The organism is Polaromonas sp. P1_A2 (genome assembly GCF_056406895.1).
On record NZ_JBFTZI010000001.1, the window covers coordinates 819,140 to 834,760 of the forward strand.

The following is a 15,621-nucleotide window of genomic DNA, read 5'->3' on the forward strand; positions in this document are numbered from 1 at the left end:
GGAGGCGTAAAAGATAAACTTTAAGCAATAGCCAGAGTACTCAGGGTTTACCCATCCAAGAGCTCCTTCTCAGAAGTCTCTTCGCTCACTACAGTCTGTAACAGGTAAACCAAAGGGGCATGGGATGAAGATTTCAAAGAAGGTGTTGGATCGTTTCTCTGCAACGCTGAAAGGCTTCCAGGCAATTGGCATTTCACACAGAGCGCGTGATGTTTCCGAGGCGGACACAGTGACCTTAGTCAAGGACATGCTCGCCGACGTATTCGGATTCGACAAGTATCAGGAGCTTACGAGTGAGCACCAGATACGCGGAACGTACTGCGATCTGGCCGTGAAGATCGAGGGCAAGATCAACTACCTAATTGAAGTGAAGGCTGCGGGCACCGAGCTGAATGAATCGCATCTTCGCCAGGCGGTTAACTACGGCGCGCACCAAGGCATTGAGTGGGTTGTCCTAACCAACGCGATTGACTGGCGTCTCTATCGCATCAAGTTCGCTCAGCCTATCGACTTTGAAGAAATTTCTTCCTTCAAGGTACCCGACATCAATCTCAAGAATGAAGACGACTGCAAGAAGCTATTCCTGCTATGTCGCGAGGGCATCACAACGGATGCCATGGATGTGTACCACCAGCACACCCAAATCCTCAACAAATTTGTGGTGGCTCAGATTGTCTTATCGGAGTCCGTGGTTGGAGTCATACGCCGGGAGATGCGACGATTGTTCCCTGAACTTAAAGTCGATCAAGAACATATTCTTGAAATGCTTTGCAATGAAATTCTCAAACGCGAAGTTATCGAGGGTGATAGGGCTAAAGATACGCAGGCCAAGATCAGGAAAGTCGCAAACAAGCTGGCAAAAGTGAGCGAAAAAAGAGCAATTGCAGAACAGTTAGGCAAGCTCTCTGGAATCTCCGAGATTGTCTCACCCGCGATAGAAACGTAGATTCACTAACGGTTTAAACCCCCTACGGAGGCATAGCATGGCTAATTTTTTGGTCAGCTTCAGAATTGCTTACGACGATACATATCAAGACCGCTATGACTCTCTTAAAGAGCAGATTGATATCGTGGCGCTGGACGGCGTGTGGGAGGAGACTTCCTCGGTCTATGTATTTCAGGCTAACGGCACTGCCGATAGCGTCGGAGGGCATCTCTATATGCACAGCAAGCTATCGGCGATAACTGACAAGCTGCTGGTGATTGAGCTCCTGAACCGGACTCATGTCCAGTATGGTTGTCAGTATCCGCACACCCTGCGAACTGCTCTCGGGTTTTAAATATCCGAACATCTCACTGTTTCGCCATTTCGTGTACGGTTGAAAGATTTCTGTGAGCCTCAACAACGTCAGCTAGAGGAGAGCGAGATGGGAGCATAAAGACAAACCGCTTCTTGTTGTAGGCGCGAAGGTCCGTCGCATCGCCTGGTCTCGGGTTCCGCCTGCCTTCCAAACTTCCCAGCGATGTTGACGTGTGCAGCCATTCTGTCCATAGCGGCTCTGATTTCGCGATGACCTGGAGATTGGATGTGTCATCTACCGCAGCAAGATAGTGACGAAATTCGGTGCCCTGAACTTGTACACCGATACGCAGCGGGTTGTCTTTGTTGCTTGTCGGAATTTCACGCTCCAACCCAATTCCGGGACTGCTGTTTGTATAGACGACGTAGGTTTCGTACAGCGATTTCTTATCTTTTAACTTCTTAATCTCATCCTTCAGCCATGTGTCGTACATGACCTTGGACACAAGGTCCTTGAGGCGGATTCGGGAAAATTGGAGGGCTCCGGACTCACTCAGGAGTTGCGCAAAAGGGGCGTTGGTTTCCAGAAGCTCTTCCGCCCTGGTTGATGCTGCGGTCACCACCGCGACCAATTGCCCCAAGGACTTGCTGTAGTCGCGCAGGATGGTGGTCAATTCGGACGGGTCATTCAGAGGCAGGTTTGTCGCGATCGCTGCGGATACCTTGGCCCAGGTTGCCGGTTCCCAACCGGGCTGGACCACATGATCGGAGGTGGACAGCAGTGTCTTGGTGATGACCTGGTCAGGTTCCTTCTTCTTGTTTTCAGGGCCAAGCCATACTGTTTTTGACGGCGTTTCGCTTTCGAGCGTCAACTTAAACCCCTCGTCCACGGCCGTGTCGTAGCGGCGGAGTTGCTCGCTGGTCGGAATGCTCTTTAACTTTGCTTCGACGATGTGCGCGCGTTTGTTGTTCAGAACAAGGTCAGTGGCCTCATCAGGAGCGCGCAAAAGTGGGACCAATATCAGGTCCATATGTTTTTTCTCCCGCCAGACTGCACATGTGGAGAGTTCGTCGCCTTCGACAGGAAATTTCAGGGCAACGCGCAAGCCGCGGCGCAATTGCTCAAGTTCCGGATCCTCCGATTCAAGAAGGAAGGCCAGAAAGTTGGTGTGGAATAGCTCCTTCGCTCCCAAGGACATGGCGAAGGTCGCAGACTTCTTGAGCGCTTCTATATTGGCGCTGCATCTGGCGGCTACGGATTCATTGTTTGGATCTGGCACGGTTGCCCCTCTTTCTTCCGCCTGTTGTGGTGAGCAGCCTTAACGCCGATCGGCCGGTTTTATTTTTGCGCTCGCGTAGCCAGAAATCCCTCAACTTTCTTACCCACGGTGGTCGTGCTCTCCACCGTCTTCGCACGGCTATCCCAGGCTGGCATAAGTACAGCCTCCATTGAGCCGAGCAGCTCTGCAACCGTCCCCAGTTCCTTGTCGGGGGCAACCCGGTATTCCGCGGCTCGCGCTTGAACTGCCAGGCAGTTGGAGGCTTTCTTCTTCAAATCGCCAAGCTGCAGACGCAGATTCAAGCTTGCAAGTTCCAGCGTATCGGGCGGCAGGCCCCGGAGTTCGAGAAAACGACGGGCGAGATCCTCGAACGACATGGGGATGAAATCGCAGGGCAGGCCTTGACGATTTCCGACTTCCATCTTGAGCGACTCGAAATCCTGTCGAAGAAAGTCATCGATGGACCACTGCATGGGGCTTTTCCCCTTGCCAAGCAGGTCTTCACACAAGCGCTGAATGCCGGAGCTTGGCGTTGTCAGGAAGGACGTTGCCAGGTTTTGGTCCGCAATCCGTTGAGCCATCTGGTCAACGTCTTTTCCGCTCGGCGCGACAAGCGCGCGGCCAGCTTCCCTTCCGCGTTCAATGTCGGGTAGCAAGCGTTGATGGAAGGCCTGCTGGGCCGCAAGCAGTTGCTGACGAAGCTCCGGGTATTTCTGCGCGCAGCTATCTGCCGCTGTGGAGAGGTAGACGTCTACGAAGAACACTTTCAGTTGGGCTTGCTCCATCACGTCAGCCGCCCGCGCGGTGCAGCAGGTGAACGCAAGGAGCAGGCATGGCAGTAAATGCAGGCGAAAGAGCATGGCTGGGCAAATAGTAGTGTGCGGCGGGTCAGGTGGCGCTCAGGAATTCCGGCAAAAAAGAGGTGAAAAATGCCGGCCCGCAGGCCGAATCCCCAAAGCATATCGCCCACCCCACATACGCCACCCGGCGTATTCCCCAATCCCCCTCCGGTCCCCAGAATCCACTCATCGTTGCGCCAAAGCCTTGTTTTTCCTGGCTTTTGCGCAGCGAAACGCGATTCATAGACCCCATACCTATCTACTACCGGAGAGGATCCCACCATGCAAGAACGTCGATTTACCCTCAAGGCGATGACCGCCGCCGTCGCACTGGCCGCCCTGGGCGCCGTGCCCGCTTTTGCCCAGGACACGATCAAGGTCGGCGTGCTGCACAGCCTGTCGGGCACCATGGCGATTTCGGAAACCACGCTCAAAGACACGGTGCTGATGGCGATTGAAGAAATCAATGCCAAGGGCGGCGTGATGGGCAAAAAGCTCGAGCCCGTGGTGGTAGACCCGGCCTCCAACTGGCCCCTCTTTGCTGAAAAAACCAAACAGCTGCTGGGCCAGGACAAAGTGGCCGTGATTTTCGGCTGCTGGACCTCGGTGTCGCGCAAGTCGGTGCTGCCGGTTGTCGAAGAAATGAACGGCCTGCTGTTCTACCCCGTGCAGTACGAGGGTGAAGAGCTGTCCAAGAACGTGTTCTACACGGGTGCGGCGCCCAACCAGCAGGCGATTCCCGCGGTTGATTACCTCATGAGCAAGGCTGGCGGCGGTGCCAAGCGCTGGGTGCTGCTGGGTACCGATTATGTGTATCCCCGTACCACCAACAAGATCCTGCGCGCTTACTTGAAGAGCAAGGGCGTGGCCGACAAGGACATCGACGAGAAATACACCCCGTTTGGCCACAGCGACTACCAGACCATCGTGGCCGACGTGAAGAAATTCTCGCAAGGCGGCAAGACGGCCGTGGTGTCCACCATCAACGGCGACTCGAATGTGCCTTTCTACAAAGAGCTGGGCAATGCCGGCCTCAAGGCCAAGGACGTGCCCGTGGTGGCCTTCTCGGTCGGTGAAGAAGAGCTGCGCGGCGTGGACACCAAGCCCCTGGTCGGCCACCTGGCCGCCTGGAACTACTTCCAGTCCATCAAGAGCCCGGCCAATACCGAGTTCATCAAGAAGTGGTCTGCTTACGCCAAGGCCAAGAAGCTCCCGGGCTCCGACAAGCCTCTGACCAACGACCCGATGGAAGCCACCTACATCGGCATCAATATGTGGAAGCAGGCCGTTGAAAAGGCCAAGTCCACCGATACCGACAAGGTGATCGCCGCCATGGCCGGCCAGACCTTCAACGCGCCTTCCGGCATCGTGAGCAAGATGGACGAGAAGAACCACCACCTGCACAAGTCGGTGTTTATCGGCGAGATCAAGGCCGACGGCCAGTTCAATGTGGTGTGGAAGACGCCTGGTCCTGTGAAGGCCAAGCCATGGTCTCCCTATATTGAAGGCAATGCATCCAAGCCCGACGAGCCTGTGAAGAAGTAAGAGGCTGTGGGGTGGGTGAGGGCCGGTTGGCCCCCACCCTAACCCTCCCCCAGCGGGGGAGGGGATGAAGGCCCCTCAGTGTTTCTTTTCTTCTTTCTTGCTCCTTCCCCCGCTGGGGGAAGGTTGGGATGGGGCCAACCGGCCTCCACACCCCAAGGAAGCTGCAGCCTGGGCACCAGACCGACTCACAAATCCGGTCCACGCGCCCAAGCTACAGGTTCTTTCCACATGCTGCTACGCCACCTACTTTTCTCAATACTCACGCTCCTGACAGCCGCCCACGCCCATGCCTTGACCGCTGAGGAGGTCAAGGGCATGGCCATTGGCGAGACCGAGGCGCGGGTGGAGGCTCTGGCCAAGGCCGCGGCCGTCGCGGACGACAAGACGGCGGCCTTTATCCAGGCGCTGTCTGACGATGCGGTGAAGACCAAGGGCGACAAGGTGTTTGTCGTGAAGGACGACAAGGCGTATGACCCGGTCACGGGCGCCGAGACGCCGCTGCCGGCCGATGCCGAGGATGTGATCAATCCCAATTTGATGCGCAGCGAGATTGACAATGCGCTGGCGGCCTTGAAGCTGTTCTCCAAAGACGAAAAGCAGCGGCGCGATGCGATCAAGACCCTGGGCGGTGACAACGACGAAGCCCGCCTGCCGCTGATTGAAAAAGCCTATGCGGCAGAGACGGTGCCTGAGCTGAAAAATCAGCTGGAACTGATGCGCTCGGCCATCCTGCTGGGCAGCAGCGACAAGGCCAAGCGCCTGGCCGCGGCCGCGCAGCTGGCCGGCAGCAAAAACCCCAATACCAAGACCGTGCTGATAGAACGCCTGGGCACCGAGGCCGATGCCGACGTCAAGGTGGCGCTGCAGGCGGCGCTGGCCAAGGTCGAGGCTTCGCTGGAATGGGGCAACAAGCTGGGCGCGATTTTCAGCGGCATCAGCCTGGGCAGCATCTTGCTGCTGGTGGCGCTGGGCTTGGCCATCACTTACGGCCTGATGGGCGTGATCAACATGGCCCATGGCGAGCTCATGATGATTGGCGCTTATGCCACCTATGTGGTGCAGGGTGTGTTCCAGAAGTACTTTCCGGGCCTGTTTGACTGGTACCTGCTGGCGGCGGTGCCCGTGGCCTTTATGGCTTCGGCGCTCATGGGCGCGGCGCTGGAGCGCGGGGTGATTCGCTTCCTCTACGGCCGGCCGCTGGAGACTTTGCTGGCCACCTGGGGTATCAGCTTGATGCTGCAGCAGCTGGTGCGCTCCATCTTCGGCGCGCAAAACGTCGGTGTGGAAAACCCGGTGTGGATGAGCGGCGGCGTGCAGGTGCTGGGCAATCTTTCGCTGCCTTACAACCGGCTCATCATCATTGTGTTTGCCGTTGCGGTGCTGCTGGGCGTGGCCTGGCTGATCAGCCGCACGCGCCTGGGCCTGTTTGTGCGCGGCGTCACGCAGAACCGGCCTATCGCCTCGTGCATGGGCGTGAACACCGCGCGTGTCGATACCTACGCTTTCGCGCTGGGCTCCGGCATCGCGGGCCTGGCCGGCTGCGCGCTGAGCCAGGTGGGCAATGTGGGACCCGACCTGGGCCAGGGTTATATCGTGGACTCCTTCATGGTGGTGGTGCTGGGCGGCGTGGGCCAGCTGGCCGGCACCGTGTATGCCGCGCTGGGCCTGGGCATCCTGAACAAATTCCTCGAAGGCTGGACGGGCGCCGTGCTGGCCAAGATCGCCGTGCTGGTTTTCATCATCATCTTCATCCAGAAGCGGCCCCAGGGCATCTTTGCGATGAAGGGCCGTAGCGCGGAAGCCTGATCATGAGCACCCCCATGGCAACCCCCAACACCGCGGCCTCCCGCGTGCAACTTCCCGCCAAAGGCCCGCTGCTGACGCGCGGCGGCTGGAGCGCCTTCATGATGGCGCTGATCGCCGTCTGCGCCATCGCGCCCGTGCTCAATCTCTGGGTGCCCGAAGGCAGCATGTTCCACATGAGCACCTATGCGGTGGCGCTGCTGGGCAAGATCATGTGTTACGCCATCTGCGCGCTGGCCATGGACTTGATCTGGGGCTACACCGGCATCCTGTCGCTGGGCCATGGCGTGTTCTTTGCGCTGGGCGGCTACACCATGGGCATGTATTTGATGCGCCAGATTGGCCGCGACGGCAATTACAAAAGCGACTTGCCGGACTTTATGGTTTTCCTGGACTGGAAGGCGCTGCCCTGGCACTGGGCCTTGAGCGACAGCTTTGTGGCGACCTTGATTTTGATTGTGGCGGTGCCTGGGCTGGTGGCTTTTGTGTTTGGGTTTTTTGCGTTCCGCTCGCGCATCAAGGGCGTGTATTTTTCCATCATCACCCAGGCCATGACCTTTGCGGCCATGCTGCTGTTCTTTCGCAACGAGACAGGTTTTGGCGGCAACAACGGTTTTACCGATTTCAAGCGCATTTTGAACATCCCGCTGGCCACGCCTTCGATGCGCATGACGCTGTTTGTGCTGACGGGCCTCACGCTGCTGGGCTTCTTTTTGTTCGCCAAATGGCTGGTGGGCAGCAAGTTCGGCCGGGTGCTGCAGGCCATACGCGATGCGGAAACGCGTGTGATGTTCTCAGGCTACAACCCGCTGGGCTACAAGCTCACGATCTGGGTGATCTCGGCCGTGATGTGCGGCGTGGCCGGTGCGCTGTACGTGCCGCAGGTCGGCATCATCAACCCGAGTGAGATGAGCCCGGCCAACTCGATTGAAATCGCCATCTGGGCGGCGGTTGGCGGGCGTGCCAGCCTGATAGGCCCGATCGTCGGTGCTTTTATCGTCAACGGCGCCAAGAGCTGGCTGACCGTGGCTTATCCCGAGTTCTGGCTCTACTTTCTGGGCCTGCTGTTTATCAGCGTCACGCTGTTCCTGCCCGATGGGGTGGTGGGCCTGGTGAAGAAGCTGCGCAAGGGAGGTGCGAAATGACACCCGACCTGCTTGAACAAGGCGCGCGCCGTGTGGAAGAGCGCCTGGCCGCGCTGAATGCCGGCAAAACCAATACCGAATCGGGCGGCCGCAGCGCCAGCGGCAGCCGTGTGGCCCACCCTACGGGCGAGGTCGACGTCACCCACGGCCGTATCCTGTACCTCGAAGATGTGAGCGTGAGTTTTGACGGCTTCAAGGCCATCAACAAGCTGAGCCTGGACATCGCGCCCGGCGAGCTGCGCTGCATCATTGGCCCCAACGGCGCCGGCAAGACGACGATGATGGACATCATCACCGGCAAGACCCGGCCCGATGAGGGCACGGTGTTTTTTGGCAGCACGATCGATTTGCTGCGCCACAAGGAAGCCGAGATCGCCCAGCTGGGCATAGGCCGCAAGTTCCAGAAGCCGACAGTGTTCGAGCAGCTCACCGTCTTTGAAAACCTGGAGCTGGCCTTAAAGACCAACAAGGGCGTGAAGCACTCGATGTTCTTCAGGCTGGACTCGGCCCAAAGCGACCGCCTGGCCGAAATCCTGGTGACGATCCACCTGGCCGACAGCGTGGGCCGCCTGGCCGGCAACCTGAGCCACGGGCAAAAGCAGTGGCTGGAAATCGGCATGCTGCTGATGCAGGACCCCAAGCTGCTGCTGCTGGACGAGCCGGTCGCCGGCATGACCGACGAGGAAACGGCGCGGACGGCGGAGCTGTTCCTCAAGCTCAAGGGCCAGCACTCCCTGATGGTAGTGGAGCACGATATGAGTTTTATCAAGACCATCTCTGAAATCGTGACCGTGCTCTGTGATGGCTCGGTTTTGGCGCAAGGGACTCTTGACCAGGTGCAGGCGGATGAGCGGGTTATAGAGGTCTACCTCGGACGTTGAGGACACACCATGCTGAACGTCAAAAACATCAACCAATACTACGGCGGCTCCCACATCCTGCGCGATGTGAGCCTGGACGCCCACCTGGGCAAGGTCACAGTGCTGCTGGGCCGCAACGGCGTGGGCAAAACCACGCTGCTCAAATCGCTGATGGGCCTGGTGCCCATCAAGACCGGCACGATTGAATTCGACGGCAAACAGATTCAATCCAGCACACCGTATGAACGGGCAAGAGCAGGCATAGGCTTTGTGCCGCAAGGCCGCGAAATTTTTGCGCGCCTGACGGTGGAAGAGAACCTGCGCATGGGCCTGGCCTACAAGAGTGCGGCGACGCCGATCCCGGCCGAGCTGTATGAGCTGTTTCCGGTGCTCAAGCAGATGCTGAGCCGCCGCGGCGGCGACCTCTCGGGCGGGCAGCAGCAGCAGCTCGCGATTGCGCGTGCGCTGGCGGCCAAGCCCAAGCTTTTGATCCTGGACGAACCGACCGAGGGCATACAGCCCAGCATCATCAAGGACATAGGCCGGGTGATACGCATGCTGGCCGACCGCGGCGACATGGCCATCCTGCTGGTGGAGCAGTACTACGACTTCGCGCAGGAACTGGCCGACGACTACCTGGTGATGGAGCGCGGCGAGTTTATTGCGCGCGGGCAGGGCAAGGACATGGAAGCCAACGGCGTGCGGCAGCTGGTGGCGATCTAACTGGCAGGCCGCATCGCCCCGTGTCGAAGCCCGGTTCGTCCGGGCTTTTTTCTGTGTGCCAGAATCACATCGGTCGCCGGCTGGCGACCGCGAGGGGGTCACAGCCCAGGGGCGCAACAAGCCGGCTGTGGCAATCAATCAAGAAATAAAAAGGTAGATGCCGATGGCTTTGCTGGCCTTGGACAACTGGCTGATCCGGGAAAAATCGCATGAAGGCCTGTCGGGGTTTCGCCGCTTTCTGGTGGAGTTCGGCTGCTTTGGCTTGAAGGAGGCCAGGGCCTGCCTGTTTGCCGGGCTGTTCTTTGCGGCGGTGTTCCTGGTGCCGCGGGCCGGGGTGGCCGGTATTCCGCGCTATGACCTGCTGCTGGTGATCGCGCTGCTGATCCAGGGCTGGATGGTGCTGGCCAAACTGGAAACGCTGGACGAGCTGAAAGCCATCTGCCTGTTTCACGTGGTGGGCTTTGCGCTGGAGGTCTTCAAGACCTCGGGGGCTATCCAGTCCTGGAGCTACCCGGACTTTGCCTATACCAAGCTGTTCGGTGTGCCGCTGTTTTCGGGGTTTATGTATGCGGCGGTCGGCAGCTACATCATCCAGGCCTGGCGTTTGTTTGACCTGCGGATCCGGCATCACCCGCCGTACTGGATGGCGGTGGTGATGGCGGTGCTGGTTTACGCCAATTTTTTCACCCACCATTACTGGGGCGACTACCGCTGGTACATCGCGGCCTGCCTGGCCGGTTTGTACGCGAGGTCTTCGGTGATCTTCCGGCCTTATGACCGGGACCGCAGCATGCCCTTGCTGCTGGGCTTTTTGCTGATCGGGTTTTTTATCTGGGTGGCGGAGAACATCAGCACCTTCTTCAGTCTCTGGCACTACCCCAACCAGCTGGGCGCCTGGTCCCTCGTGCATGTGGGCAAATGGAGTTCCTGGTCGCTGCTGGTGGTGATGACTTTCACCATCGTGGCCAACCTCAAGCATGTGAAAGCGCGCATCCATGTGCCGGACTGAGGCGGGTGAGACGAGGTTCCGCGCATGAAGCTGCGTTTTGACCGCGAGGCGGCGCTGTGGGCCGTCTTTATTTTCATCATTGAAGTGCTGATCGCGACCGTGTGGTCGCAGCACCGCTGGCTGCGCGGTTTTGTCGGCGACGTGCTGGCGGTGGTGTGGGTGTACTTTTTGTTAAAGACCGTGCTCAAGGCCAACACCTTAAGTCTTGCGCTGCTGGCGTTTGCCGTGGGTTGCGGGGTCGAGCTTGGCCAGTATGTGGCGGCCGTGAACGGCTGGCATGTCGAGAACCGGGTGCTGAGGATTGTGCTGGGTTCGGTGGCCGACTGGATGGATGTGCTGGCTTATGCAGTCGGGTTTCTGCTGGTGCTGGGTCTTGAATCGTTTCTTGCGCGGCTGCGTTTTTTCCTTTCCCTCTCGCGGGGGCAGCAGGCGTAAATGCCCCGGCCAGGCATGGCGGCGCAACAACACCTGGTTGCTATCTAGCGAAAAGCTGCTCAAAAACTCAGCGAAGCGGTCCTGGCTAGGCGCGTCGCCGCAGACAGTGCTCCAGCACGGCAAGGTGGCGCAACGACGCCAGGAGAGTTTTTGAGCAGCTTTTCGGTTAGGATGCTTTCGGGCCGGCCCCATTGCCGGCCACGTCGCTCGGACGGTTCCGGGCGCTTACGTGAAAGTCATTCCTATGTCCGCTTCCCCAGGCAAGCGCCGCTTTGCGCGCATTGACCGCCTTCCCCCCTACGTTTTCAACATCACGGCCGAGCTCAAACTCGCGGCGCGCAGGCGCGGCGAGGACATCATCGACATGAGCATGGGCAACCCCGATGGCGCCACGCCGGCGCACATCGTGGCCAAGCTGGTCGAGGTCGCGCAGCGGCCCGACACCCACGGCTACTCGGCCAGCAAGGGCATTCCGCGGCTGCGGCGCGCGATTGCCCACTGGTACCAGAGCCGTTACCAGGTGGCGATAGACCCGGACAGCGAGGCCATCGTGACCATAGGCTCCAAGGAAGGCCTGGCCCATTTGATGCTGGCCACGCTGGACCGCGGCGACACCGTGCTGGTGCCCGACCCCAGCTACCCCATCCACATCTACGGCGCGGTGATCGCCGGAGCCGACATACGCTCGGTGCCGCTGACGCCGGACACCGACTTTTTTGCCGAACTCGAAAAAGCCATACGCGGCAGCTACCCCAAGCCCAAGATGATGGTGCTGGGTTTCCCGTCGAACCCGACCGCGCAATGCGTGGAGCTGGCATTTTTTGAAAAAGTGATCGCGCTGGCGCGCAAGCACGACATCTTTGTGGTGCACGACCTGGCCTATGCCGACATCGTGTTCGACGGCTGGAAGGCGCCGTCCATCATGCAGGTGCCGGGCGCCAAGGACATTGCGGTGGAGTTCTTCACGCTGTCCAAGAGCTACAACATGGCGGGCTGGCGTGTGGGCTTTATGGTCGGCAACCCCGACCTGGTGGCGGCGCTGGCGCGCATCAAGAGCTACCACGACTACGGCACCTTCACGCCGCTGCAGGTGGCGGCCATCGCGGCACTCGAAGGCGACCAGCAATGCGTGAAAGACATCGCGGCCCAGTACCAGGCCAGGCGCGACGTGCTCTACAAGGGCCTGACCGAAGCCGGCTGGCCGGTGGACTGCCCCAAGGCCTCGATGTACATCTGGGCGCGTATTCCCGAGGCCTATCGCAAGCTGGGCTCACTGGAGTTCGCCAAACAGCTGCTCGACAAAGCCAAGGTGTGTGTGTCGCCGGGCATCGGCTTTGGCGACCACGGCGACGACCATGTGCGCTTTGCGCTGATCGAGAACGAGGCCCGCATACGCCAGGCGGTGCGCGGCATCAAGGCCATGTTCAAGGCCGACGGCGTGCTGAAAGGCTAGTGGCCGCCGGCCTGGCTGTTTTTCGCGATTTGGGTTTCGGCGGTGTGCAGCTTTTGCTCCACCTCGGCGCGCTCCGAAATCTCTTTTTGCAGCAACTCGTTGACGTGGGCCAGTTCTTCGGCCGACTCCTGGATCTTGTGTTCCAGTTCCGCGGTCCTGACCAGGGCCGTGGCGACGTCGCCTGTCTTGACGGAGGCCGGGATCTCTTGTTCCAGGACGTTGTTGATCACGAAGAGTTCCTGGGCCGATTGTTCCACTGCGTCCTGGACCGCGTCGTTTTTCTCGAGCGCGCGCGCCAGCTGGGGTTTTTCCGGGGAGGTGTGTGAGGAGTCGGGCATGGAGGGCTTTCGTGGAGGGCGTCGGGGAAGGCGAAGTTGCCGCGTGTCATGAAAAAAGAAGTGGGCCGCGTTGCGGCCCACCTTTGCTTCTGCTTCATCCGGGGTTTTCATCAAACCGCGGCGGAGCGAGTGGCAACTGTTATTGCGATGGCGCGGCGGCAGGCCCCGGGATCACCACAATATTTTCGGACGAGGTCTGCGGCTGTACGCGCACATTGGTGGCGTCGGCCGGAACGACCACGGTTTCCACCTGGCGGATCGCGCCGCCGCCGGCGACGCTGCCTTCTGTCTTGCCGTAGCCCACGATGCGGGCCTGGCAGGCGATTAAATCTTCACCCTTGAAGATGTCGCAGCGCTTGAGGGCGTTGGCCTGGAAGTTGTTGCTGGCGTTGTCGACCTTGCCGGCACGCTTGGCGGCGTTGGCGTTGCGCACTTCGGTCATGCAGGTTTCACGGTCCTGTTGCGTGCGCCCGGTGAGGCAGGCGTTCATCTCGCTGCGGGCGTCGCCGGAAGCATCGATGCCGGTGGTGCCGGAGGCGATTTGCGCCGAGGCGCCCAGCGACAGCAGGGCGGCAAGGCCGAAGGCCGCTGCGCTTTGGGCAAGGCGGAAATACGGGGATGCGGTCATGGTCAAAACTCCTTCTTCGAACTCGACGGATGTCGATGAAGGCAGTCTGGGCCGGTGGCGCGCCGCGGCGTGAAAGGAAAAGCTGCGGGCCGCCCGTGCGCTATGGCCGTTCCCATGTAGGACGGGTCTTTCATGGGCCCGGCAGGCCCGCCGGAACACTGGATTCACATACAGAGGGTGACGTGCCGCGGGAGCGGCGTGCCGGCCATCGCGGCCGGCATCAGCCCCGCCGTGCCGCCTCTATCGCGGCGACGTCGATTTTTTTCATGGTCATCATCGCGTCGAAGGCGCGCTTGGCCGCCGCGCGGTCCGGGCCGGAGACCGTTTCGAGCAGGACGCGCGGGGTGATCTGCCATGACAGGCCCCAGCGGTCCTTGCACCAGCCGCACTCGCTTTCCTGGCCGCCGTTGCCGACGACGGCGTTCCACAGGCGGTCGGTTTCGGCCTGGTCCTCGGTCGCGATCACAAAGGAGAAGGCTTCGCTGTGCTTGAAAAGCGGGCCGCCGTTGAGCCCCATGCAGGGGATGCCGGCGACGGTGAACTCGACCGTCAGGATGTCGCCCTGCTTGCCGTCGGGGTAGTCGCCCGGCGCACGCATGATGGCGCCGACCTTGCTGTCGGGGAAGGTTTTGGCATAAAAGGTCGCGGCCTCCAGCGCGGCGCCGTCGTACCAGAGGCAGATGGTGTTCTTGGGGATCATGGCGTGTCTCCTGAGACGTGGGTGGTGAAGCGAAGCCTTGCAATGACAGGCCCCATGGTAGCTATTACCAGGTATTACCAGGCCCCGGCCTGCCGGAGGGGGCTGATGCGCTTGTAGGTGCGCGCCTATGCCGCCATTCGCAGCACGGCGCTTTACATGGACCAGATGCGCGGCGTGGACGGCGCCAACTGCCACAGCTCCTTGCGCCAGGCCTGCCAGACCTGCCTGAGCAGCGCCATGGCGGGCTCGACCACGGGCGAGAGCACGCGCAGCACGACGACCTGCGCATCGGGACTGGTGGCGCCGGCGCTGGACGCCAGCGAATGGGCCTGCAGGATTTCGCGCGCGCAGTCCAGCGCGAGCTCGCGGCGGGCGCGCTCCAGCTTGCTGCCCGCCACAAAAAATAAGGTGGCCATGCAGCGCCGGCCGGCCAGGCCCACGGGGCTGTCCATCAGCAGCTTGTCGCTCGCGTCCAGGCGCGCGCGCTCCAGCCAGACGCCGGGCACTTCGATGTGCTGGCGAAAGCTGCCGCCCTCAAAGGGCTGGCCGGCAGCCGGCAGGCCCAATGCGGTGACGTCCCAGCCCATCAGCTCGGCGCCGGGCGCCAGCGCCATCGTGAGCCGGTTCTCGGCCAGGCAGCCGCTGTAGCAGATGGCCTCCAGCGGCAGCCATTCCATGCGCGCGCCGGCCTCGAGCGTGAGTGCGGTGTTTTGCAGCGCGGGCTCGCCGGTGGAGCGGTAAAAACGCGTGGCCCCCGGCGTGGTGATGAGGCCATGCGAGCCGGCCGCGGCGCTAAAGGCCAGCTCCAGCGTGTCGCCGCCCACCAGCCCGCCGGGCGGGTGCACGATGACGTTGTGGCAGATGGTGTCGCCTTCGGGGTACAGGCTTTGCAGGATGCGCAGCGGCCCGCTGTGGCGGAAATGGGCAAGGGTTTTGCCGGCCTGGTGGGTGTAGTCGAGTGCGAGGGTCGCGGTCCAGGTCATGGGGAGGAGTTTAACTGGGGCTTGCCCCCGTTTCCCCCCTGTTGAAGGGGTTGGCCGGTCTTGCTCCGACGGGGCCCTCCCCTCTGACTCCTGCTGGCCGGGGTTGCCCGGCGGCAACTCACTTTCTTTTGCTTCGCCAAAAGAAAGTAAGCAAAGAAAAGGCGACCCTGGTGTCTGCGTCCCTTCGCTTCGCTACGGGCAACCTGCGGTGCTCGGTTCAGGCGGGGTCTCGCTAAACTCGCTTCGCTCAAACAACGCGATCCCTGATCCGCCTGAACCTCCGCTCCTCGGCGCATACACAAGGGGTGGAGACAAAAATACCAATACCGAAAACCACAAGGACACGCCATGGCGTGTCCTTGTTTGCATTTGTCTTCGTGGTATTTCAGTATTCGGCTCCCGATTCCGATTGCCCCGTCCTGGCTGGGCCGAGCAGCGCAGACGGAGGAGGGATCAGGGCTGGCGTTGTCTGAGCGAAGCGCAGCGTAGCGAGTTTAGCCAGACCCCCTCCGCAGTCGAGCAGCGCAGGTTGCCCGTAGCGCAGCGGAGGGACCCAGACTGCGGGTCGCCTTTTCTTTGGTGACTTTCTTTTGGCGAAGCAAAAGAAAGTTACTTGCCGCCGGGCAACCCCCGGCCAGCG

At 60.6% G+C, this 15,621-nt stretch carries 17 protein-coding genes; 10 read left to right on the forward strand and 7 right to left on the reverse strand.

Annotated elements, in window-relative coordinates:
• The first annotated feature begins 124 nt into the window (after positions 1–124).
• Positions 125–946 (forward strand): type I restriction enzyme HsdR N-terminal domain-containing protein, encoded by an 822-nt coding sequence (locus tag AC1D09_RS03915; RefSeq protein ID WP_477700937.1) that lies wholly within the window; start codon positions 125–127, stop codon positions 944–946.
• A gap of 37 nt (positions 947–983) precedes the next feature.
• The gene (locus tag AC1D09_RS03920; RefSeq protein ID WP_477664318.1) at positions 984–1,280 is read left to right on the forward strand and encodes a hypothetical protein; all 297 of its coding nucleotides are present in this window, start codon (positions 984–986) and stop codon (positions 1,278–1,280) included.
• Between the two features lie 13 nt (positions 1,281–1,293).
• Here AC1D09_RS03920 and AC1D09_RS03925 read toward each other — a convergent pair whose 3' ends face one another.
• The 3 genes from AC1D09_RS03925 to AC1D09_RS03935 are packed head-to-tail and all read right to left on the reverse strand — an operon-like array spanning position 1,294 to position 3,603.
• Positions 1,294–2,520 carry a hypothetical protein gene (locus AC1D09_RS03925; protein WP_477664319.1) on the reverse strand — a complete coding sequence of 409 codons (1,227 nt, stop codon included), beginning with the start codon at positions 2,518–2,520 and terminating at the stop codon, positions 1,294–1,296.
• Between the two features lie 59 nt (positions 2,521–2,579).
• Entirely contained in the window at positions 2,580–3,380 is an 801-nt protein-coding gene (locus tag AC1D09_RS03930; protein WP_477664320.1) for a hypothetical protein, read from the reverse strand.
• A gap of 28 nt (positions 3,381–3,408) precedes the next feature.
• Positions 3,409–3,603: a hypothetical protein gene (locus AC1D09_RS03935; RefSeq protein WP_477700938.1), complete on the reverse strand. Its 195-nt coding sequence runs from the start codon at positions 3,601–3,603 to the stop codon at positions 3,409–3,411.
• Positions 3,604–3,641: 38 nt separating this feature from the next.
• On the opposite strand from AC1D09_RS03935, the gene urtA reads away from it, so the two are divergent.
• From urtA to alaC, 8 genes are all read left to right on the forward strand, one after another.
• Complete coding sequence (gene urtA, locus AC1D09_RS03940; protein WP_477664321.1) at positions 3,642–4,904, forward strand: urea ABC transporter substrate-binding protein; 1,263 nt, start codon at positions 3,642–3,644, stop codon at positions 4,902–4,904.
• A gap of 228 nt (positions 4,905–5,132) precedes the next feature.
• Positions 5,133–6,710, forward strand: a complete 1,578-nt coding sequence (gene urtB / locus AC1D09_RS03945; RefSeq protein WP_477664322.1) for an urea ABC transporter permease subunit UrtB — start codon at positions 5,133–5,135, stop codon at positions 6,708–6,710.
• A 2-nt stretch (positions 6,711–6,712) separates the two neighbouring features.
• A complete protein-coding gene (urtC, locus tag AC1D09_RS03950; protein WP_413325012.1) occupies positions 6,713–7,852 on the forward strand; it encodes an urea ABC transporter permease subunit UrtC in 1,140 nt (379 codons plus the stop codon).
• Entirely contained in the window at positions 7,849–8,733 is an 885-nt protein-coding gene (gene urtD / locus AC1D09_RS03955; protein WP_477664324.1) for an urea ABC transporter ATP-binding protein UrtD, read from the forward strand. The genes urtC and urtD overlap by 4 nt, the downstream gene beginning before the upstream one ends.
• 9 nt (positions 8,734–8,742) lie before the next feature.
• Positions 8,743–9,435 (forward strand): urea ABC transporter ATP-binding subunit UrtE, encoded by a 693-nt coding sequence (urtE, locus tag AC1D09_RS03960; RefSeq protein ID WP_477664325.1) that lies wholly within the window; start codon positions 8,743–8,745, stop codon positions 9,433–9,435.
• Positions 9,436–9,598: 163 nt separating this feature from the next.
• Positions 9,599–10,444: a DUF817 domain-containing protein gene (locus AC1D09_RS03965; protein WP_477664336.1), complete on the forward strand. Its 846-nt coding sequence runs from the start codon at positions 9,599–9,601 to the stop codon at positions 10,442–10,444.
• Positions 10,445–10,468: 24 nt separating this feature from the next.
• Positions 10,469–10,879, forward strand: a complete 411-nt coding sequence (locus tag AC1D09_RS03970) for a ribosomal maturation YjgA family protein (RefSeq protein ID WP_477664326.1) — start codon at positions 10,469–10,471, stop codon at positions 10,877–10,879.
• A 244-nt stretch (positions 10,880–11,123) separates the two neighbouring features.
• Positions 11,124–12,332 (forward strand): alanine transaminase, encoded by a 1,209-nt coding sequence (gene alaC, locus AC1D09_RS03975; RefSeq protein ID WP_477664327.1) that lies wholly within the window; start codon positions 11,124–11,126, stop codon positions 12,330–12,332.
• On the opposite strand, the gene AC1D09_RS03980 is transcribed toward alaC, so the two are convergent.
• The 4 genes from AC1D09_RS03980 to AC1D09_RS03995 all read right to left on the reverse strand — a co-directional run bounded on the left by AC1D09_RS03980 (position 12,329) and on the right by AC1D09_RS03995 (position 14,981).
• Positions 12,329–12,670 (reverse strand): hypothetical protein, encoded by a 342-nt coding sequence (locus AC1D09_RS03980; protein ID WP_477664328.1) that lies wholly within the window; start codon positions 12,668–12,670, stop codon positions 12,329–12,331. The genes alaC and AC1D09_RS03980 overlap by 4 nt on opposite strands.
• A 139-nt stretch (positions 12,671–12,809) precedes the next feature.
• Positions 12,810–13,298 (reverse strand): hypothetical protein, encoded by a 489-nt coding sequence (locus tag AC1D09_RS03985; protein WP_477664329.1) that lies wholly within the window; start codon positions 13,296–13,298, stop codon positions 12,810–12,812.
• A 220-nt stretch (positions 13,299–13,518) separates the two neighbouring features.
• Positions 13,519–13,998, reverse strand: a complete 480-nt coding sequence (locus AC1D09_RS03990; RefSeq protein WP_477664330.1) for a VOC family protein — start codon at positions 13,996–13,998, stop codon at positions 13,519–13,521.
• 152 nt (positions 13,999–14,150) lie between these two features.
• Positions 14,151–14,981 carry an urease accessory protein UreD gene (locus AC1D09_RS03995; protein ID WP_477664331.1) on the reverse strand — a complete coding sequence of 277 codons (831 nt, stop codon included), beginning with the start codon at positions 14,979–14,981 and terminating at the stop codon, positions 14,151–14,153.
• Positions 14,982–15,621 lie beyond the last annotated feature (640 nt).